Origin of the sequence: Streptomyces sp. WG7, from assembly GCF_049975785.1 — a bacterium.
GTDB lineage: Bacteria > Actinomycetota > Actinomycetes > Streptomycetales > Streptomycetaceae > Streptomyces.
This window is the reverse complement of record NZ_JBNGGE010000067.1, coordinates 16,457-33,337: the sequence shown is the minus strand read 5'-3', so window position 1 is coordinate 33,337 and position 16,881 is coordinate 16,457. Positions and strand designations below refer to the sequence as shown.

Below are 16,881 nucleotides of genomic sequence, written 5' to 3'. Positions count from 1 at the left end.
ACCGGCCTGCCCCGGGAGTCCTTCTCCCGGGGCAGGCCGGTCTGTGCTGGGCGGGGGTTCCGAGCAAGAGCCGTGAAAATCCTTTCCGTTACTTTCAAGGCTCTTGCTGCAAGCCTTGCGTCGGCGTTACCGTCTCGCCGGGGTCGGACCCGATCGAGCCGTAGTCGCAAGGAGTTCACGCCTGTGATACCGAGATGGCCGGTGCCTGTCGCGCGCCGCACCGCACGAGCGAGACGGGTCGCGGCCGTCACCGTGACCGCGCTCGCCGCAGCACTCCTCCCGCCCCTCGCCGCGCGGGCCGACGCCCCGCCCGCGCCCCCGTCCGACGCGAAGCTCGCCAAGGCCGACGCGCGCCACGACCTCACCCGCGAGCAGTTCTACTTCGTCCTGCCGGACCGTTTCGCCAACGGCGACACCCGCAACGACAAGGGCGGCCTGACCGGCACCCGGCTCACCACCGGCCACGACCCCACCGACAAGGGCTTCTACCAGGGCGGCGACCTCAAGGGCCTGACCGACAGGCTCGACTACATCAAGGGCCTGGGCACCACCTCCATCTGGATGGCGCCCATCTTCAAGAACCAGCCCGTGCAGGGGACGGGCGAGAACGCCTCCGCCGGCTACCACGGCTACTGGATCACCGACTTCACCCAGGTCGACCCGCACTTCGGCACCAACCAGGACCTCAAGAACCTCATCTCCAAGGCGCACGCCAAGGGCATGAAGGTCTTCTTCGACGTCATCACCAACCACACCGCCGACGTCGTCGACTACGAGGAGAAGTCCTACGACTACCTGTCCAAGGGCGCCTTCCCGTACCTGACCCGGGACGGCGAGCCCTTCGACGACGCCGACTACGCCGACGGCGACCGCGGGTTCCCACGCGTGGACGGGGGCTCCTTCCCGCGCACACCGGTCGTCCCCGCCGCGAAGAAGGACCTCAAGGTCCCGAAGTGGCTCAACGACCCGGAGATGTACCACAACCGCGGCGACTCCACCTGGGCCGGCGAGTCCGCCACCTACGGCGACTTCTCCGGCCTCGACGACCTGTGGACCGAACGGCCCGAGGTCGTCAGCGGCATGGAGAAGATCTACCAGCGGTGGGTGAAGGACTTCGCCATCGACGGCTTCCGCATCGACACCGTGAAGCACGTCAACATGGAGTTCTGGACCCAGTGGGCCACCGCGCTGGACGCCTACGCGGCGAAGAAGGGCCGGGACGACTTCTTCATGTTCGGCGAGGTCTACTCCGCCGACACCGCCGTCACCTCCCCGTACGTCACCCAGGGCCGCCTGGACTCCACCCTGGACTTCCCCTTCCAGGACGCCGCCCGCGCCTACGCCTCCCAGGGCGGCAGCGCCAAGAAGCTGGCGGCCGTCTTCGGTGACGACTGGAAGTACACGACCGACAAGGCCAACGCCTACGAGCAGGTCACCTTCCTCGGCAACCACGACATGGGCCGCTTCGGCACCTTCCTCAAGCAGGACGACCCGAAGGCCACCGACGCCCAGCTGCTGAAGAAGGCGCGGCTCGCCAACGAGCTGATGTTCCTCAACCGGGGCAACCCCGTCGTCTACTACGGCGACGAGCAGGGCTTCACCGGCGCCGGCGGCGACAAGGACGCCCGCCAGACCATGTTCGCCTCCCGCACCGCCGACTACCTGGACGACGACCAGCTCGGCACCGACCGCACCCACGCCGACGACGCGTACGACACGCGAGCACCGCTCTACCGGCAGATCAGCGCTCTCGCGAAGCTCCGCAAGGCCCACCCCGCCCTCGCCGACGGAGTGCAGACCGAGCGCTACGCGGCCGACGGCGCCGGCGTCTACGCCGTCTCCCGCACCGACGCCGAGAGCGGCACCGAGTACCTCGTCGCCTTCAACAACGCGGGCGAGGCGAAGACCGCGACCTTCGCGACCGGCTCGCCCGGCATGACCTTCCACGGCCTGTACGGCACCGACGACGACGTGAAGTCGGGCGCCGACAGCAAGGTCACGGTCACCGTCCCGGCCGGGTCGGCCGTCGTCCTCAAGGCCGCCGGCCCGCTCGCCGAGCCCGCGACCGGGCCGACGGTCACCCTCACCGCCCCCGCCCCCGGCGCCACCGGCACCGTCGAGGTGACGGCGGACGTCGACGGCGGACAGCTGGGCCGCGTCGTCTTCGCCGCCCAGACCGGCGACGGCAAGTGGCGCACCCTCGGCTCCGCCGACCACGCCCCGTACAAGGTCACCCACACCATCGGCGAGGACACCCCGGCCGGCACCGCCCTGCGCTACAAGGCGGTCGTCGTCGACTCGGCGGGCCGCACCGCGAGCGCCACGGCCGCCTCCACGACCGGCACCCCGCCCGTCGAGCAGCCGCCCACCGCCGCCTCCCGCGACCACGCGATCGTCCACTACAAGCGGGAGGACGGGAACTACGACGACTGGGGCCTGTACGCCTGGGGCGACCTCGCCGACGGCGAGGCGACCACCTGGCCCGACAGCCACCCCTTCACCGGCCGCGACGCCTACGGCGCCTTCGCCCACGTCAGGCTCAAGCCCGGCGCGAGCAACGTCAGCTTCCTCGTCGTCGACAAGGACGGCACCAAGGACGTCACCGCCGACCGCACGATCGACGTCACGCGCACGGGCGAGGTGTGGATCGAACAGGGCAAGGAGCAGGTGCTCACCGAGCGCCCCGAGTATCCCGCCCAGGACAGGACGAAGGCCGTCCTGCACTACCACCGCGCCGACGGGAACTACGAAGGCTGGGGCCTGCACGTCTGGGGCGACGCCGCGCACCCCACCGACTGGTCCGAGCCGCTGGCACCGGTGAGGACCGACCCCTACGGCGCGGTCTTCGAGGTACCGCTCACCGAGGGCGCCACCAGTCTCAGCTACATCGTCCACAAGGGCGACGAGAAGGACCTGCCCACCGACCAGGCCCTCGACCTCAAGGCCGACGGCCACGAGGTGTGGCTGCTGAGCGGCGAGGAGAAGTACCTGCTCCCGCAGCCGGCCGGCTCGGCGGCGGCCGTCGACCTCACCACCTCCGAGGCGGTCTGGATCGACCGGAACACCGTCGCCTGGAACGGCTCCGAGGGCGCCGCCTCCACCCAGCTGCTCGCCTCCCGCACCGGCTCGGTCAAGGCCGAGAACGGCACCCTGACCGGCGGCGGCGACGCCACCTGGCTCCGCCTCACCAGGACCACCCTCACCGACGCCCAGAAGGCGGAGTTCCCGCACCTCGCGGACTACGCCGCCTGGTCCGTCGACCCGCGCGACCGCGATCGGGTGCGCGAGGCGCTGCGCGGCCAGGTCGTCGCCTCCCAGCGCGCCGCCACCGGCGCCCTCCTCGCGGCGACGGGCGTACAGACCGCCGGCGTCCTGGACGACCTGTACGCCGCCGACGCGACCCGGGCCGACCTCGGACCGACCTTCCGGCACGGCCGGCCCACGCTGTCCGTGTGGGCGCCGACCGCGCAGAGCGTGTCCCTGGAGATCGGTGACCGCACGGTCCGGATGCGGCGCGACGACGACACCGGCGTCTGGTCCGCCACCGGCCCGAAGTCCTGGAAGGGCAAGGCCTACCGCTACGTCGTACGGGTGTGGTCGCCCGACGCGGGCGAGGTCGTCACCAACAAGGTCACCGACCCCTACTCGCTCGCCCTGACCACCGACTCCGAGCGCAGCCTCGTCGTCGACCTGGACGACCGCAAGCTCGCCCCGCGCGGCTGGGACAGCTACGACAAGCCCGAGGCGGTACCGCTCAGGGACGCCCAGATCCAGGAGCTGCACATCCGCGACTTCTCCGTCGCGGACCGGACGGCGGACGCGGACCACCGGGGCACCTACCTCGCCTTCACCGACAAGGACAGCGACGGCTCCGAGCACCTGCGCGAGCTCGCGGAGGCGGGCACGTCGTACGTCCACCTCCTCCCGGCCTTCGACATCGCCACCATCCCCGAGAAGAAGTCCGACCAGGCCACCGTCGACTGCGACCTCGCCGCGCTCCCGGCCGACTCCGGCCGGCAGCAGGAGTGCGTGGCGAAGGCCGCCGCCAAGGACGCCTACAACTGGGGCTACGACCCGTACCACTACACGGTCCCCGAGGGCTCCTACGCCACCGACCCGGACGGCACCGCCCGCACGGTCGAGTTCCGCGAGATGGTGAAGGCGCTGAACGAGGACGGCCTGCGGGTCGTCATGGACGTCGTCTACAACCACACGGCGGCGAGCGGCCAGGCGAAGACCAGCGTCCTCGACCGGATCGTGCCCGGCTACTACCAGCGGCTCCTCGCCGACGGCTCGGTGGCGAACAGCACCTGCTGCGCCAACACCGCCACCGAGAACGCCATGATGGGCAAGCTGGTCGTCGACTCGGTCGTCACCTGGGCCAAGGAGTACAAGGTCGACGGCTTCCGCTTCGACCTCATGGGCCACCACCCGAAGGAGAACATCCTCGCGGTCCGCGAGGCGCTGGACGAGCTGACCCTGAAGAAGGACGGCGTCGACGGCAAGAAGATCATCCTGTACGGCGAGGGCTGGAACTTCGGCGAGGTCGCCGACGACGCCCGCTTCACGCAGGCCACCCAGAAGAACATGGCCGGCACCGGCATCGCGACCTTCTCCGACCGCGCCCGCGACGCCGTGCGCGGCGGCGGCCCCTTCGACGCCGACCCCGGCGTCCAGGGCTTCGCGTCGGGCCTGTACACCGACCCCAACCCCGCCGCGGACAACGGCACCCCGGCCGAGCAGAAGGCCCGCCTGCTGCACTACCAGGACCTGATCAAGGTCGGCCTGACCGGCAACCTCGCCGGCTACACCTTCACGGACACCGACGGCAAGGAGGTCAAGGGCTCCGAGGTCGACTACAACGGCGCCCCCGCCGGATACGCCGAGGCCCCGGGCGACGCCCTCGCCTACGCCGACGCGCACGACAACGAGACCCTCTTCGACGCGCTCGCCTTCAAGCTGCCGAAGGACACGTCCGCCGACGACCGGGCCCGCATGCAGGTCCTCGCCATGGCGACGGCCGCCCTCTCGCAGGGCCCGGCGCTCTCCCAGGCCGGCACCGACCTGCTGCGCTCCAAGTCGCTGGACCGCAACTCCTACGACAGCGGGGACTGGTTCAACGCCATCCACTGGAACTGCGCCGACGGCAACGGCTTCGGCCGCGGACTGCCCCCGGCCGCCGACAACCAGGACAAGTGGCCGTACGCGGGGCCCCTGCTGAGCACGGTGAAGGTCGGCTGCCCGCAGATCACGGACGCCTCGGCGGCGTACCGGGACCTGCTGGAGATCCGTACGAGCGAGAAGGACTTCTCCCTCGGCACGGCGGGGCAGGTGCAGTCCCGGCTCTCCTTCCCGCTCTCCGGCAAGGACGAGACACCCGGCGTGATCACGATGCGCCTCGGTGACCTCGTGGTCGTCTTCAACGCCACCCCCGAGCGGCAGGAGCAGCGCGTCGAGGCGGCGGCCGGTACCGGCTACCGGCTGCATCCCGTGCAGGCCGAGGGCGCCGACTCCGTCGTGAAGCAGTCCTCGTACGCGGCGAAGACCGGCACGTTCACCGTGCCCGGCCGTACGGTCGCCGTGTTCCAGCGGGCCGGCTGACGGCGGGAGCGCTGCGGTTAGGGTGAGCCCTGCTGTTTCCTGAAACGGGAGGGCTCATGCCGCAGATCACCGTCGACTACTCCGCCGAGCTCGCGGACGACTTCGACCGGCCCGCCTTCGCGCGGGCCCTGCACACCGCCGTCGTCGAGATCGCGGCCGCCAAGCCGCCGGCCTGCAAGACGCAGTTCCGCCGCGGTGAGGACACCACGGTCGGCCCCGACACCGAGGGGCACGCCGTCGTGCACGTCACCCTCGGGCTGCTCGCCGGCCGCACCGACGAGACCAAGGTGCGCCTCACCGAGGCCGTACTGGAGCTGCTGCGCCAGTACGTCAAGCCGGGCGACGGCCTCGCCCTGCACGCCTCCGCCGAGATACGCGACCTGGACCCGTCGTACCGGAAGTTCGAGAGCTGACCCACGAGAGCGGTGAGCCGGCCGGCCAGGTCGCTGAACGGGCCGCGGCCGGCTCGCCGTCGAGGACGCGGCGCGGCAGGGCGCCGATCTCCTCGTCGTGGGCCGCGCTCACCGCCGCCGGCGCGGCGAGGTCCCGCACGAGCCGGACCTCCGGCTCGGGCGCGCGGGACGCGGCGCCCGTCCAGCCGGATCAGGGCCGTCGACCGATCGCGTCCGGCCCCCGAACGGGCCGGACCGGGCGCCGGTGTTCTACCGCAGCCCGCCGATCGTCCGCCCGTCCTCCACGGTGCCCGTCAGCTCGGCCCGCGCGCCCTGCTCGGTCTTCACCGTCAGCAGGTTCCCGTCGGCGGCGCCGCTGATGCCGCCCGTCGCCGCCACCGACTCCGTGCCGCGGTCACCGGCGGCGAGCAGGTACCAGTGCCCGCCCTCCGACTTCCACAGCACCCCGGCCAGCACGTGCGGGTCGCGCTCACCGCACGCCGGTACGTCCTGCGCCTTCGCCGCCACCGCGCCCTGCTTCCCGCCCGGCGTCCGGAACTGGGCCAGCACCCGCGCACCCCTGCCGCGCCAGGTCTCGGCCCGGGTGCACACCCATTCCCCCGAACCTCCCCCACCCTCCGGGCGGGGGGACCCCGGTCCCGCTCCGCTCGCGTCGGGCAGCGGCTGCGTCGCGAACTCCCAGGCGTTCACCGAGCGCACGCCCTGGCCGCGCACCGCGCCCAGCGAGCAGGCGTACGGCGCCCAGGTACCCAGCGCCTCCGCGCCGGAGGCGTCCTCCACCGAGCCGGGGCGCCCGGTGGTGAGGCGGGCCGGGACCAGCTCGCCGAGGTCGGTCACCACACGGGTGTCCGAGCCGTCGGTCAGCTCCAGGACGTTCCAGGACGTGCACGCCTCCGGCTGCTGCTGCCCGGGGCCGGCCACCGGCGGGGTCACGCCCCCGGTCAGCGGCAGGTCCCGCGCACCGGAGTCCGGGTCGGCGAGGTCCCGCCCGGCCGCCTTCGTCACCCAGGGGGCCGTCAGGTAGCGGACGTTGCCGTCGGCCCGGCCGAGGACCACCGCGTTCGCCTGGGCCCGGTCGGCCCCGTCGGTGCGCGCGAAGTCCAGGGCGGCACCGTCCGTGCCGTCCTTCGGCTCGGCGTACCTGGTGACGCGCAGACCGTCGTGCAGGATCACCACGCGCGCGTTGTCGACGTTCCCGGCGTACAGCAGCTGGGGCGGGCCGGCGGGGCCGCCGGTCGGGGTGCCCGGCGTCGCCGACACCCCCACGCCCGCGCCGGGCCGGGCCCAGACGGCGAGGGCGCGGCGCAGCAGTTCCTCGTCGCCGGTGAGGTCACCGCGGGCCGGCCACACCGAGAAGTCGGTGCGCGCGGAGGTCTTCCACGCGGCGGGGGCGGCCTTCGTGAGCCTGCCGGGGTCGAGGGCGGCCTGGGCCGCCGGGTTCCGGGCGTAGGGCGGGGCGGCGGCACCGTCCGGCCCCCACCCGTCACCGGGCAGGCCCAGCAGCGCCCCGCACACCACCAGGGCCGCCCCGGCGACCAGCGCGGCCTTGGTGTGCTGCCGGCGACGCATCAGGTCGGTCGGCCGGGCCTGGAGCGAGCAGGGGTCGAACTCGGCGGAGCCGAGCAGCGCGTACGGGCCGGGCACCTCGGCGGCCTCCCGCAGCGCGGCGTCCGTGTCGGAGACCCCGGCGGCCCCGAGCAGCTCCCGCACGTCGCCGTCGGGGAGCTTCTCCAGCCCCCGCAGCACGTACGCCGCCCGGCCCGGCGCGGTGAGGGCCGACAGCCGCTGGTCCAGGGCGAGTTCGTCGGCACCGCCGGAGCGCGGGAAGAGCTTGAGCCCCCTCACCTGGGGCAGCAGCGGCGGCAGCTGGGACCGCTTGGGCCACGCGCGCCGCCTGAGCGGGAGGCCCGCCTCCAGTGCCGTACGGACGACCCGGAGGCGGACCAGGGCGTAGCCGGGGTCGACGCCGGGGCCCGCCGACTGGGCCGGGATCACGGGTGTCGTCGTCCGGTTGCGGGGCAGCGCGCGCTGGGTGAGGGCGTGCGCGGTCAGGACGCGGCGGCTGCGCCCGAGGCCGGGCGGAAGCACCAGGTAGGCGATCCGGACCAGACGCGGGTAGTGCTCGACGAGCGCGGCCTCGGCCTGCTCGACGTCGACGACCGGGTGGGCGGGGGAGGCGGAGGACGGTGCGGGGCGCGGGGCGACATCCTGTGGCTGCACGTTCAGCAGAACGAGCGAACGGGGGGATGGTCACCGGGGGGCCGGAAGCCCGGAGGGTGGATGTCGGTCCTGGTCCACGGCCGCCACTTTCGCACGGGCGTGCCCGGTAGGGCGCCCGGATCGCTGAATACTTCGCGCCCCGCGGCCGTACCGATGGCGGGAGCCCTCGCCGGGGCTCCGCGCGGCATGTCGCCACAGCGGACCGGAGGAACACATGAGGCTGACCCGACCGATGCTCGCGCTGGCCGGAGCGGCGGCGGTACTGGCGCTGACGGGCTGCGGACCCGACGGGGACGCCGGGGCGGCCGTGCCCGAGACGGCGACCGGCAGCCTGGAGCACCTGGCCGCCGAGGCGCGGTGCGCCCCGGACATGCAGACCGACGAGGACACCATCCGCCAGGCCCTGTGCGAGAAGGGCGACGAGAAGTACGTCCTCGCCACCTTCGCCACCGACCGGGGGCAGCGCGAGTGGCTCGACACGGCCAAGGACTACGGCGGTCACTACCTCGTCGGCCGCAAGTGGGTCGCCGTCGGCCACGAGGACGTCGTGGCGGACCTGCGCGGACGGCTCGGCGGAACCCTGGAGGAGGGCACGCGGCACGGCGGCGGCCACGCGCCGGGGCACGGCGGGCACGGCGGCTGACCCGTACGGGGACGAGAAGGGGGCCGGTGGCGAGTGCCGCCACCGGCCCCCCTCGGCCGTGTCTCGGAGGTCTACTCGCAGTCCTTCCCGCTGTTGATGCAGTCGACCACCTCGTTCATCAGGCCCTCGTCCATGACGTTGATGAAGTCGTTGTGATCGGTGATCGGCTTGTGCAGCTGCTCCGGGAAGCTGTCCACGGCGTACGGGTTGCGCACCTCGCCGTTCTCGACGGCCGGGGCGGGGATGTCGTACACCAGGCGGACCTGGAGCTGCGGGATGGCCCGGAAGCCGTTCGCACAGCTGCCGTCCTCCTGGACGAACGCCACGTGGTCCCGGTGGTTGGCGCTGTCGATGTTCTGGCCGTCCCAGCAGCTCTGGAAGTTGGCCGTGCGCACCACCTGGCTGCCCTCGGGGCAGATCGGGTACTTGTCGGTGACCTGCCGGTCCTCGAAGCCGGTGCAGCTCCACGAACTGTTGGCGTTCGCGTCGCCGTTGGTGAAGGACTTGGCGTCCCCGGTGATGATGCGCAGGAACTTCGGCATCGCCACCACGTCGCTCTGCTGGTTGCCGACGAACCTCAGCTCGGCCTGGGCCGGTTGCAGGATCCTGCCGACGTTGCCGTCGGCGCCGCCGCCCAGGTCGTTCGCGTCGAACTCCTCGGTACCGTCCTGGAGGCGCAGCACCGGCCAGTAGTAGGTGGACCTGTCGCCCTGGTTCCGGCACGACGTGTCGGCGTTCGCCAGGTCCTCGTCGCTGGAGAAGGCGTCGTTGTCCTGGTTGCCCACGTAGTCGTGCACGTGGTGCGCGCCGTTGTCGACGCCCGGGGCGGCGATCAGGTTGTCGCTGTTGAACAGGTCGTTCTCGTTGACACCGCAGTCCGTGGTGAAGCTGCCCGTGGACCCGCCGTCGCCGTCGGCGGCCAGGCCGTTGCGGCTGTTGCGGGAGCCCGGCTCGACGTCGTCGATGTCGATGAAGTCGTCGGCCACCGGGCCCGCGACGCCGTTGCCGTTGTCGTCCTGGTTCTGCCCGTCGCCGTCCTGGTCCTGGCCGTCACCGTTCTGCCCGTCACCGTCCTGGCCGTCGCCGTCCTGCGGCTGCTCCGCGGGCCGGCCCTGGCACTGGGCCAGTTCGTCCAGGTTGTCGTCGGCCTTGCCGCCGGCCCGGTTGATCTGCAGCTGGATCCGGTCGATGACCGCCTTCCGGCGGTCCTCGAGCGGGCCGAGAACGGCGTTCTGGACGTACCGCGAGTCACCGGCCTGGGCGCGGCGCGTGGTGGCGAGGCGCTTGTAGGCCTCGGTGATCTGGCTGTCCATCGTGGCGAGTTCGCCGTCGACCTCCCCGCGCGCCCGGTCCGGCACGTCACGGATCCGCTGGCCGACGTCGGGGCAGTCGATCGTCGCGACCCGCACGGCGGCGGACCTCGTCCGGTGGTGTGCCGGGCTCTCCTCGTGCGCCGAGGCGTGGAAGTTCGCCCAGACCAGCCCGCCTCCGCCGACCGCCAGGGCCGCCGCCCCGGCGACGACCTTGGCGGCCAGCGGCGTACGGCGTTTTCTCGTGTTGCGTCCCATGGAACTCCTCTTTGACTTCCTTGCGGGGCATCGAGGGCGCCCGACAGGAGTGAAGCGGCTCCCTTCCATACGGAGTCCGTCCCACGGGTGTTCAGCCGTCTCGGGAATTGCCGGGGCCGGTGAGGAGGGTGAGGTCAGCGGCCGCGGTCCAGATACGCCAGGACCGCCAGCACACGGCGGTTGTCGTCGTCCGAGACCTGGAGGCTCAGCTTGGCGAAGATGTTCGCCGTGTGTTTCGCGATCGCCCGCTCGGTGACGACGAGCCGGCCGGCGATCGCCGCGTTGGTCCTTCCCTGCGCCATCAGCTCCAGCACCTCCAGCTCCCGGGGGGTGAGCCGCTCCAGCGGCCGGTCCTCCGCCGCACGCCGGCTGAGGAGCTGCTGGATGACCTGCGGGTCCATCGCCGTACCGCCCGCCGCCACCCGCCGTACGGCGTCCACGAACTGCTCCGCGTCGAACACCCGGTCCTTGAGCAGGTACCCCACCCCGCCGTTGCCGTCGGCGAGCAACTCCCGCGCGTACAGCTGCTCCACGTGCTGGGACAGGACCAGCACCGGCAGCCCCGGCCGCTCGCGGCGGGCCTGAAGCGCGCACTGCAGGCCCTCGTCGGTGAGCGTGGGCGGCAGGCGTACGTCGACGACGGCGACGTCCGGCTCCAGTTCGGCCAGCGCCCGGGACAGCTCGGGGCCGGTCTCGACGGCCGCGGCGATCTCGAAGTCGTGGGCCTGAAGGAGCCGGACCAGCCCGTCGCGCAGCAGGAACAGGTCTTCGGCTAGGACAACGCGCAAGGGATCTCCATGGTGACCATGGTGGGGCCGCCCGCGGGCGAACTGACGGCCAGGACGCCGTCGAATGTACCGAGTCGCCGCTCCACCCCGGCCAGGCCCGACCCCGCCCCGATCACCGCGCCGCCCTTGCCGTTGTCGGTGACGGCGATGCGCAGCTGCCCCGCGGAGTGGTGGATGTCGATCCAGATCCGGTCGGCGCCGGAGTGCTTCACGGCGTTGGTGAGGATCTCGCTGACCGCGAAGTACCCGGCCGACTCCACGGGGGCCTCCGCGCGGCCGGGCAGGTCCACGTCGACCTCGACGGCGACGGGCAGCCGCAGCGCCAGGGCCCGTACGGCGTCCCCGAGGCCGCGTTCGGCGAGCACCGGCGGGTGGATCCCGCGCACCAGCTCGCGCAGTTCGGTCAGCGCGTCGGCGGAGGACCGGCGGGCCTGCGCGAGGAGCTCCCGGGCCTTCGCGGGGTTCTTCTCCAGCAGCGCCTCGATGGTGCCCAGGTCCATGCCCATGGCGACCAGCCGGGCCTGCGCCCCGTCGTGCAGGTCCCGCTCGATGCGGCGCAGTTCGGCGGCGGAGGTGTCCACGGCGTCCCGGCGGGTCTCGGTCAGGACGCGCACCCGCTCGGCGAGTTCCTCCTGGCCGGAGCCGAGGACCGCGCCGGTGAGCCGGAAGTGGGCGCGCAGCAGGAGCGGGGCCAGCCAGTACGCGGCGACGAGGAGGACGGCGCCCAGCGCGGCGGCGTAGAGCGCCGTGGTCTGGTCGGTGACGGGCACGAAGCCGTACCAGTAGGTGTCGGACCAGACCCGCCACAGCCCGGCCGCGATCGCGAAGCCTTCCAGCGGGTACAGCGTCAGCGCGAGGGGCAGCAGCGCGGTGACGAAACCGGCCGTCATGTCGACCGGCAGCCACAGGAAGTCCCGCCAGGTCGCCGGGTCACCGAGCATTCCGAAGGTGCGTCCCCAGGGATTGGCGTTCGCGGGCAGCGGCCGGTACGCCCGCTGGATCCGCACCCCGCCCCACTCGGCGGCGAGCAACCGCCGCCAGTCCGCGAACATCCGCACGCCCGTCAGCACCCACGGTGTGGTGACGAGGCCGATCCCGATCGGGACGAGGGCGATGGACACGAGGGTCAGGCAGAAGCACAGCACCGCGCCGGGCAGGGATATCAGCGCCAGCGCCAGTCCCCGCACGGCAGACAGTGCCATGGTCCGCGTCCGTGTCCGCCCGTTGCCGCTCTGCGTCTCGATGTCCATGCCGTCAGTCTCGCCGAGGCGTCGGCACGGGTCACGGGGCCGAGCCCCCCGGTCAGGGGGTGGTGCCAGGTACACCACCGCCGGATCCGTCCCCGTCGGCGGCGGCGAGGACCGCCGCCTCCGTCTCGGGGTCCAGCCCGACCGGCGGCCGGTCCGGGCGCTGCGGCGCGGTGCCGCCGAGGCCCCGCAGCCAGGACCAGGTGGCGGTGACGGTGTCGCCCACCGGGCGGCAGCTCAGGCCCGTCGCCAGGGCCCGGGAGACGTCCGCGCGGTGCAGGGCGTCGTGCAGGTCGCTGCCCGGCGGAGTCCACACCGGCAGCTGCGTCCAGGGCTCGACGCCGGCGCCGAGAACGGTGCCGGGGGCCGTCCAGCGCAGCTCCGCCGGGCCGCCCGTGGCGGTGACGCAGGCGTCGAGCAGGGCGCCCATCGTGGCGTGCCCCGGCGGCGAGGCCAGGTTGTACGGGCCGCTCAGCTCCCGTTCCACCGCCGTGAGGATCCAGTCGGCGAGGTCGCGGACGTCGACGTACTGGAGGGGCAGGTCCCGCGGGCCCGGCGCGAGCACCGGGCCGCCGCGCGCGACGCGGTTCAGCCACCACGGCAGCCGCCCGATGTTCTCGTACGGGCCGAGGATCAGCCCGGACCGGGCGAGCACCGAACGGTCCGCCCCGAAGGCGTCCAGCACGGCCAGTTCGGCGCCCCGCTTGTCCCGGGCGTAGTCGGTCCGCCCGGCGTCCGCCGCGGCGCCCTCGACGAGCGGTGCGTCCTCGGTGTACCCGGCGGGCGGGGCCCAGGCGTACACCGAGCAGCTCGACACGTACACGTACCGGCCGGCGCGGCCCCGCAGCAGCCGCGCCGCGTCCCGCACGACGCGGGGCGCCGCCGACCAGGTGTCGACGACGGCGTCCCACGTGCCGTCGGCCAGGGCGGTGAGCCCGTCGGGTGCGGTGCGGTCGCCGTGCAGCGCCCGCGTCCCGGGCGGCGGCGCGTGCCGCCCGCGGTGGAGGACGGTCACCTCCCAGCCGCGCCCGAGCGCCGCCTCCACCGCGGCCCGCCCCACGAACTCCGTACCGCCCAGCACCAGTAGCCTCATGCGGATCACGGTGCCCGGTGCGGGAGCCCGGGGGAAGGGGTGTCTGCCGTCGGCAGAGACCGGCGGCGGGGTCTCACCGTCCGGTCGGCGGCGTGTACTTGTAGCCGACGCGCCGGACGGTCTGGATCGTCCGGCGGTGCTCGGTACCGAGCTTCCGGCGCAGCCGGGCGATGTGCACGTCGACGGTGCGGCCGTCGCCCACGTGGCCGTACCCCCACACGGTGCTGACCAGCCGGTCGCGGGTGTGTACGCGGTGCGGATGCGCGACGAGATGGGCGAGCAGTTCGAACTCCAGGTAGGTCAGGTCGAGTTCGCGGCCGTCCACCGCGGCGGTGCGGCGCGCGGTGTCGATGAGGACGAGCGGGTCGCCGCCCTGGCCGCCGTCCCGGGTGTCGGTGCCGTCCCCGGTGTCCTTCGGTGGCGTGCCGTCCGCACCCGCCGGTGGGAACGGCGGCTGGTGCCGGTCGGCCGGGACCAGCACCAGGTAGCCGACCATCGGTGGCCGGCCGGGCAGCTCGGGCAGGGTGTGCGGGGGAGCGGGCAGCCAGGTGGCGCCGGGCGGCAGCAGGTCCGCGACGTGCGCCGCCTCGTCCCGGTCGACGGCATGCAGCCGGTGCCGGGGGTCGCCGGCGGCGGGCGGGGCGGTGGCGGAGGCGGAGGCGGGGGAGCCGAGGGGGACGGTGGACAGGGAACGGGTGGTCGCCATGAGACGTCAGCTCTTTCGCGCGAGAGGTTCGTCGGAAGGGGCGACGGGCGCGAGGTGGTGGTCGGGCGCGTCGCGTGGACGTACGTCGTGCGCGCCGGCGGAAGGCCCGGGGTGCGGCTTTCTAACGGGCCGGCGCGGTCGTCGCGCGGCAACACACCCGGTCGAAGTCGTCGTGCTGACGGGAGGGCCAGAAGGGCTCGAGGTCATGGCGACGCGTCGCCGCGTACTTCTGGAAGCCGACCATGGGCCCATTGAAGCAGACGGAGGCGTGGGAGAGGAGGCTCCTCTCACTGCGTGGACGCCGCAGAGGTCCGAAGCCGGCGCCGTGCCCGCTCCGTGGCAGCGCGCGGGGGCGCCCACCGTCGTGGTGGACGCCCCCGTACGCGAGCCGGCGGGCCGGTCAGACCTGGCCGGCCTTCTCCAGCGCGGAGCAGCAGGTGTCCACGAGCAGGCGGGTCACCACGTACGGGTCGACGTTGGCGTTCGGACGGCGGTCCTCGATGTAGCCCTTGCCGTCCTTCTCGACCTGCCACGGGATGCGAACCGAGGCGCCGCGGTCGGAGACGCCGTAGGAGTACTCGTTCCACGGGGCGGTCTCGTGCAGGCCGGTCAGGCGGTCGTCGATGCCGGCGCCGTAGTTCTTGACGTGGTCCATCGGCTTGGAGCCCTCACCGAGCGACTCGCAGGCGGTGATGATCGCGTCGTAACCCTCGCGCATCGCCTTGGTGGAGAAGTTGGTGTGTGCGCCCGCGCCGTTCCAGTCGCCCTTGACCGGCTTGGGGTCCAGGGTGGCGGAGACGCCGAAGTCCTCGGCGGTGCGGTAGAGCAGCCAGCGGGCCACCCACAGCTGGTCGGAGACCTCCAGCGGAGCCAGCGGGCCGACCTGGAACTCCCACTGGCCGGGCATGACCTCGGCGTTGATGCCGGAGATGCCGAGGCCGGCCTTCAGGCAGTTGTCCAGGTGCGCCTCGACGACGTCACGGCCGAAGATCTCGTCCGAGCCGACACCGCAGTAGTAGCCGCCCTGCGCGGCCGGGAAGCCGCCCTCGGGGAAGCCGAGCGGGCGGGCGCCCTTGAAGAAGGTGTACTCCTGCTCGATGCCGAAGATCGGCTCCTGTACGGCGAACCGCTCGGAGAGCTCGGCCAGCGCGGCGCGCGTGTTGGTCGGGTGCGGCGTCATGTCCGTGTCGAGGACCTCGCACAGCACCAGGATGTCGTCGCCGCCGCGGATCGGGTCGGGGCAGGAGAAGACCGGCTTGAGCACGCAGTCCGAGGAGCTGCCCTCGGCCTGGTTGGTGGAGGATCCGTCGAAGCCCCAGACCGGCAGGGCGTCCAGGCCGGCGGGAGCGTCCGTGATGATCTTCGTCTTGGAACGGAGCTTGGCCGTCGGCTCGGTGCCGTCGATCCAGATGTACTCGGCCTTGAAGGTCACGGGGACACATCCTTCGGGGTGGGTCTGGGCGCACTTGCGGGTGCTGCGGCGCCGGGGCGGAACCGGGGCGTCGCGTCTACTGCCCCGCAGCGTGCCAACAGGCGATTTCCCGTCCGTTGCCCGTATGTGAACCCCGTGTTACCTGGCGTCGGTGTGGCGCGCCTCTCACGGCTCCCGCCCGTCCCCGGCCGCCGCCTCCCGCACGCCGGCCGGGAGCGAGCCGATTGCCTGCAACTCCCGCTCGTCGTCCCCCCCCCGCAACGGCTCCACCGCCTGCCCGGTTCGCGCCCGCCGCCGCCCGCGACCGCCCGGTGCGGGACCTGCCGGGGGCGGCCGTCCCGCTGGTCCGCTCTCGCGGTGGCTCTGCGCCGGTCCCGCTCGTCCGCCTCCGTGGTGGCTCTGCGCCGGTCCCGCTCGTCGCGCGCCAGCCCCCGCACGTGGCCCGCGTGTTCCGGCGGCCGGTCGGCCAGGGGCGTCGCCCCCGCCGAGTCCGGCCCGGGGGGCGGCGTCCGGCCGCCCGGCGGTCCTGTCGTCCCCTCGCCCGCCCGGCGGTCGTCCCCTCACCCGCCCGCGACGCGTCCACGAGCGCGGTCGGCGCGCGGACGTCGGCGGGACACACCGGACGGACGACCCGTACGGTCATCAGCCGCCGGACGTCACTCCTGACGGGACAGGGCGTCCCGGACCGCCTCGTCGGTGCGGCCCACGACGGCCGTCCCGTCGTCCGCCGTGATGATCGGGCGCTGGATGAGTTCCGGGTGCTCGGCGAGTGCCGTGACCCAGCGGCCCCGTGACGCCTCGTCACGCGGCCAGTCCTTCAGACCCAGCTCCTCGGCGGCGGCCTCCTGGGTGCGGGTGATGTCCCACGGTTCGAGGCCGAGGCGGGTGAGCACCTCGCGGATCTCGTCCTCGCCCGGTACGTCCTCCAGGTAGCGGCGGACCGTGTAGTCGGCGCCCTCGGCGTCGAGCAGACTGACCGCGCTGCGGCACTTCGAACAGGCCGGGTTGATCCAGATCTCCATGCCGCACACGGTAGCCCGAGGGGCGCGGAAACCCGTTCGCCCCGCACGTCACGGGGGCCCCGAAACCCCTTGTGGCCAGGGCCTTTTGTCAGTGGTGGGCGGTAAAATGGAAGCAGTGTTCGAGGGTGTCGCCGGGGGGTCCGGACGG

11 protein-coding genes are annotated in these 16,881 nt (G+C 73.1%); 3 read left to right on the top strand and 8 right to left on the bottom strand.

Going from position 1 to position 16,881, the window contains the following annotated elements; translation table 11 throughout:
• Positions 1-183: 183 nt before the first annotated feature.
• Complete coding sequence (gene pulA / locus ACP4J0_RS35690) at positions 184-5,601, top strand: pullulanase-type alpha-1,6-glucosidase (protein WP_426603178.1); 5,418 nt, start codon at positions 184-186, stop codon at positions 5,599-5,601.
• Between the two features lie 56 nt (positions 5,602-5,657).
• Positions 5,658-6,014 (top strand): 5-carboxymethyl-2-hydroxymuconate Delta-isomerase, encoded by a 357-nt coding sequence (locus tag ACP4J0_RS35685; protein ID WP_426603176.1) that lies wholly within the window; start codon positions 5,658-5,660, stop codon positions 6,012-6,014.
• 249 nt (positions 6,015-6,263) lie between these two features.
• Here ACP4J0_RS35685 and ACP4J0_RS35680 read toward each other — a convergent pair whose 3' ends face one another.
• Positions 6,264-8,234, bottom strand: a complete 1,971-nt coding sequence (locus ACP4J0_RS35680) for a hypothetical protein (RefSeq protein WP_426603174.1) — start codon at positions 8,232-8,234, stop codon at positions 6,264-6,266.
• A gap of 214 nt (positions 8,235-8,448) precedes the next feature.
• Here ACP4J0_RS35680 and ACP4J0_RS35675 point away from each other — a divergent pair, with 214 nt between their 5' ends.
• On the top strand, positions 8,449-8,877 hold the full coding sequence (locus tag ACP4J0_RS35675) for a hypothetical protein (RefSeq protein ID WP_426603172.1): 429 nt from the start codon (positions 8,449-8,451) through the stop codon (positions 8,875-8,877).
• A gap of 71 nt (positions 8,878-8,948) precedes the next feature.
• Here ACP4J0_RS35675 and ACP4J0_RS35670 read toward each other — a convergent pair whose 3' ends face one another.
• The 7 genes from ACP4J0_RS35670 to ACP4J0_RS35640 form a co-directional block, all read right to left on the bottom strand.
• Positions 8,949-10,445 carry a DUF1996 domain-containing protein gene (locus ACP4J0_RS35670; protein ID WP_426603170.1) on the bottom strand — a complete coding sequence of 499 codons (1,497 nt, stop codon included), beginning with the start codon at positions 10,443-10,445 and terminating at the stop codon, positions 8,949-8,951.
• A gap of 134 nt (positions 10,446-10,579) precedes the next feature.
• Complete coding sequence (locus ACP4J0_RS35665) at positions 10,580-11,233, bottom strand: LuxR C-terminal-related transcriptional regulator (protein ID WP_426603168.1); 654 nt, start codon at positions 11,231-11,233, stop codon at positions 10,580-10,582.
• Positions 11,218-12,483 (bottom strand): sensor histidine kinase, encoded by a 1,266-nt coding sequence (locus ACP4J0_RS35660; RefSeq protein WP_426603166.1) that lies wholly within the window; start codon positions 12,481-12,483, stop codon positions 11,218-11,220. Before ACP4J0_RS35660 ends, ACP4J0_RS35665 begins: the two co-directional genes overlap by 16 nt.
• Before the next feature lie 52 nt (positions 12,484-12,535).
• On the bottom strand, positions 12,536-13,573 hold the full coding sequence (locus ACP4J0_RS35655; RefSeq protein ID WP_426603164.1) for an SDR family oxidoreductase: 1,038 nt from the start codon (positions 13,571-13,573) through the stop codon (positions 12,536-12,538).
• 73 nt (positions 13,574-13,646) lie between these two features.
• A complete protein-coding gene (locus ACP4J0_RS35650) occupies positions 13,647-14,279 on the bottom strand; it encodes a winged helix-turn-helix domain-containing protein (RefSeq protein ID WP_426603162.1) in 633 nt (210 codons plus the stop codon).
• Between the two features lie 400 nt (positions 14,280-14,679).
• Positions 14,680-15,711 carry a glutamine synthetase gene (glnII, locus tag ACP4J0_RS35645; protein ID WP_426603160.1) on the bottom strand — a complete coding sequence of 344 codons (1,032 nt, stop codon included), beginning with the start codon at positions 15,709-15,711 and terminating at the stop codon, positions 14,680-14,682.
• A gap of 656 nt (positions 15,712-16,367) precedes the next feature.
• The gene (locus ACP4J0_RS35640) at positions 16,368-16,733 is read right to left on the bottom strand and encodes an arsenate reductase family protein (protein ID WP_426603158.1); all 366 of its coding nucleotides are present in this window, start codon (positions 16,731-16,733) and stop codon (positions 16,368-16,370) included.
• Positions 16,734-16,881: the final 148 nt, after the last annotated feature.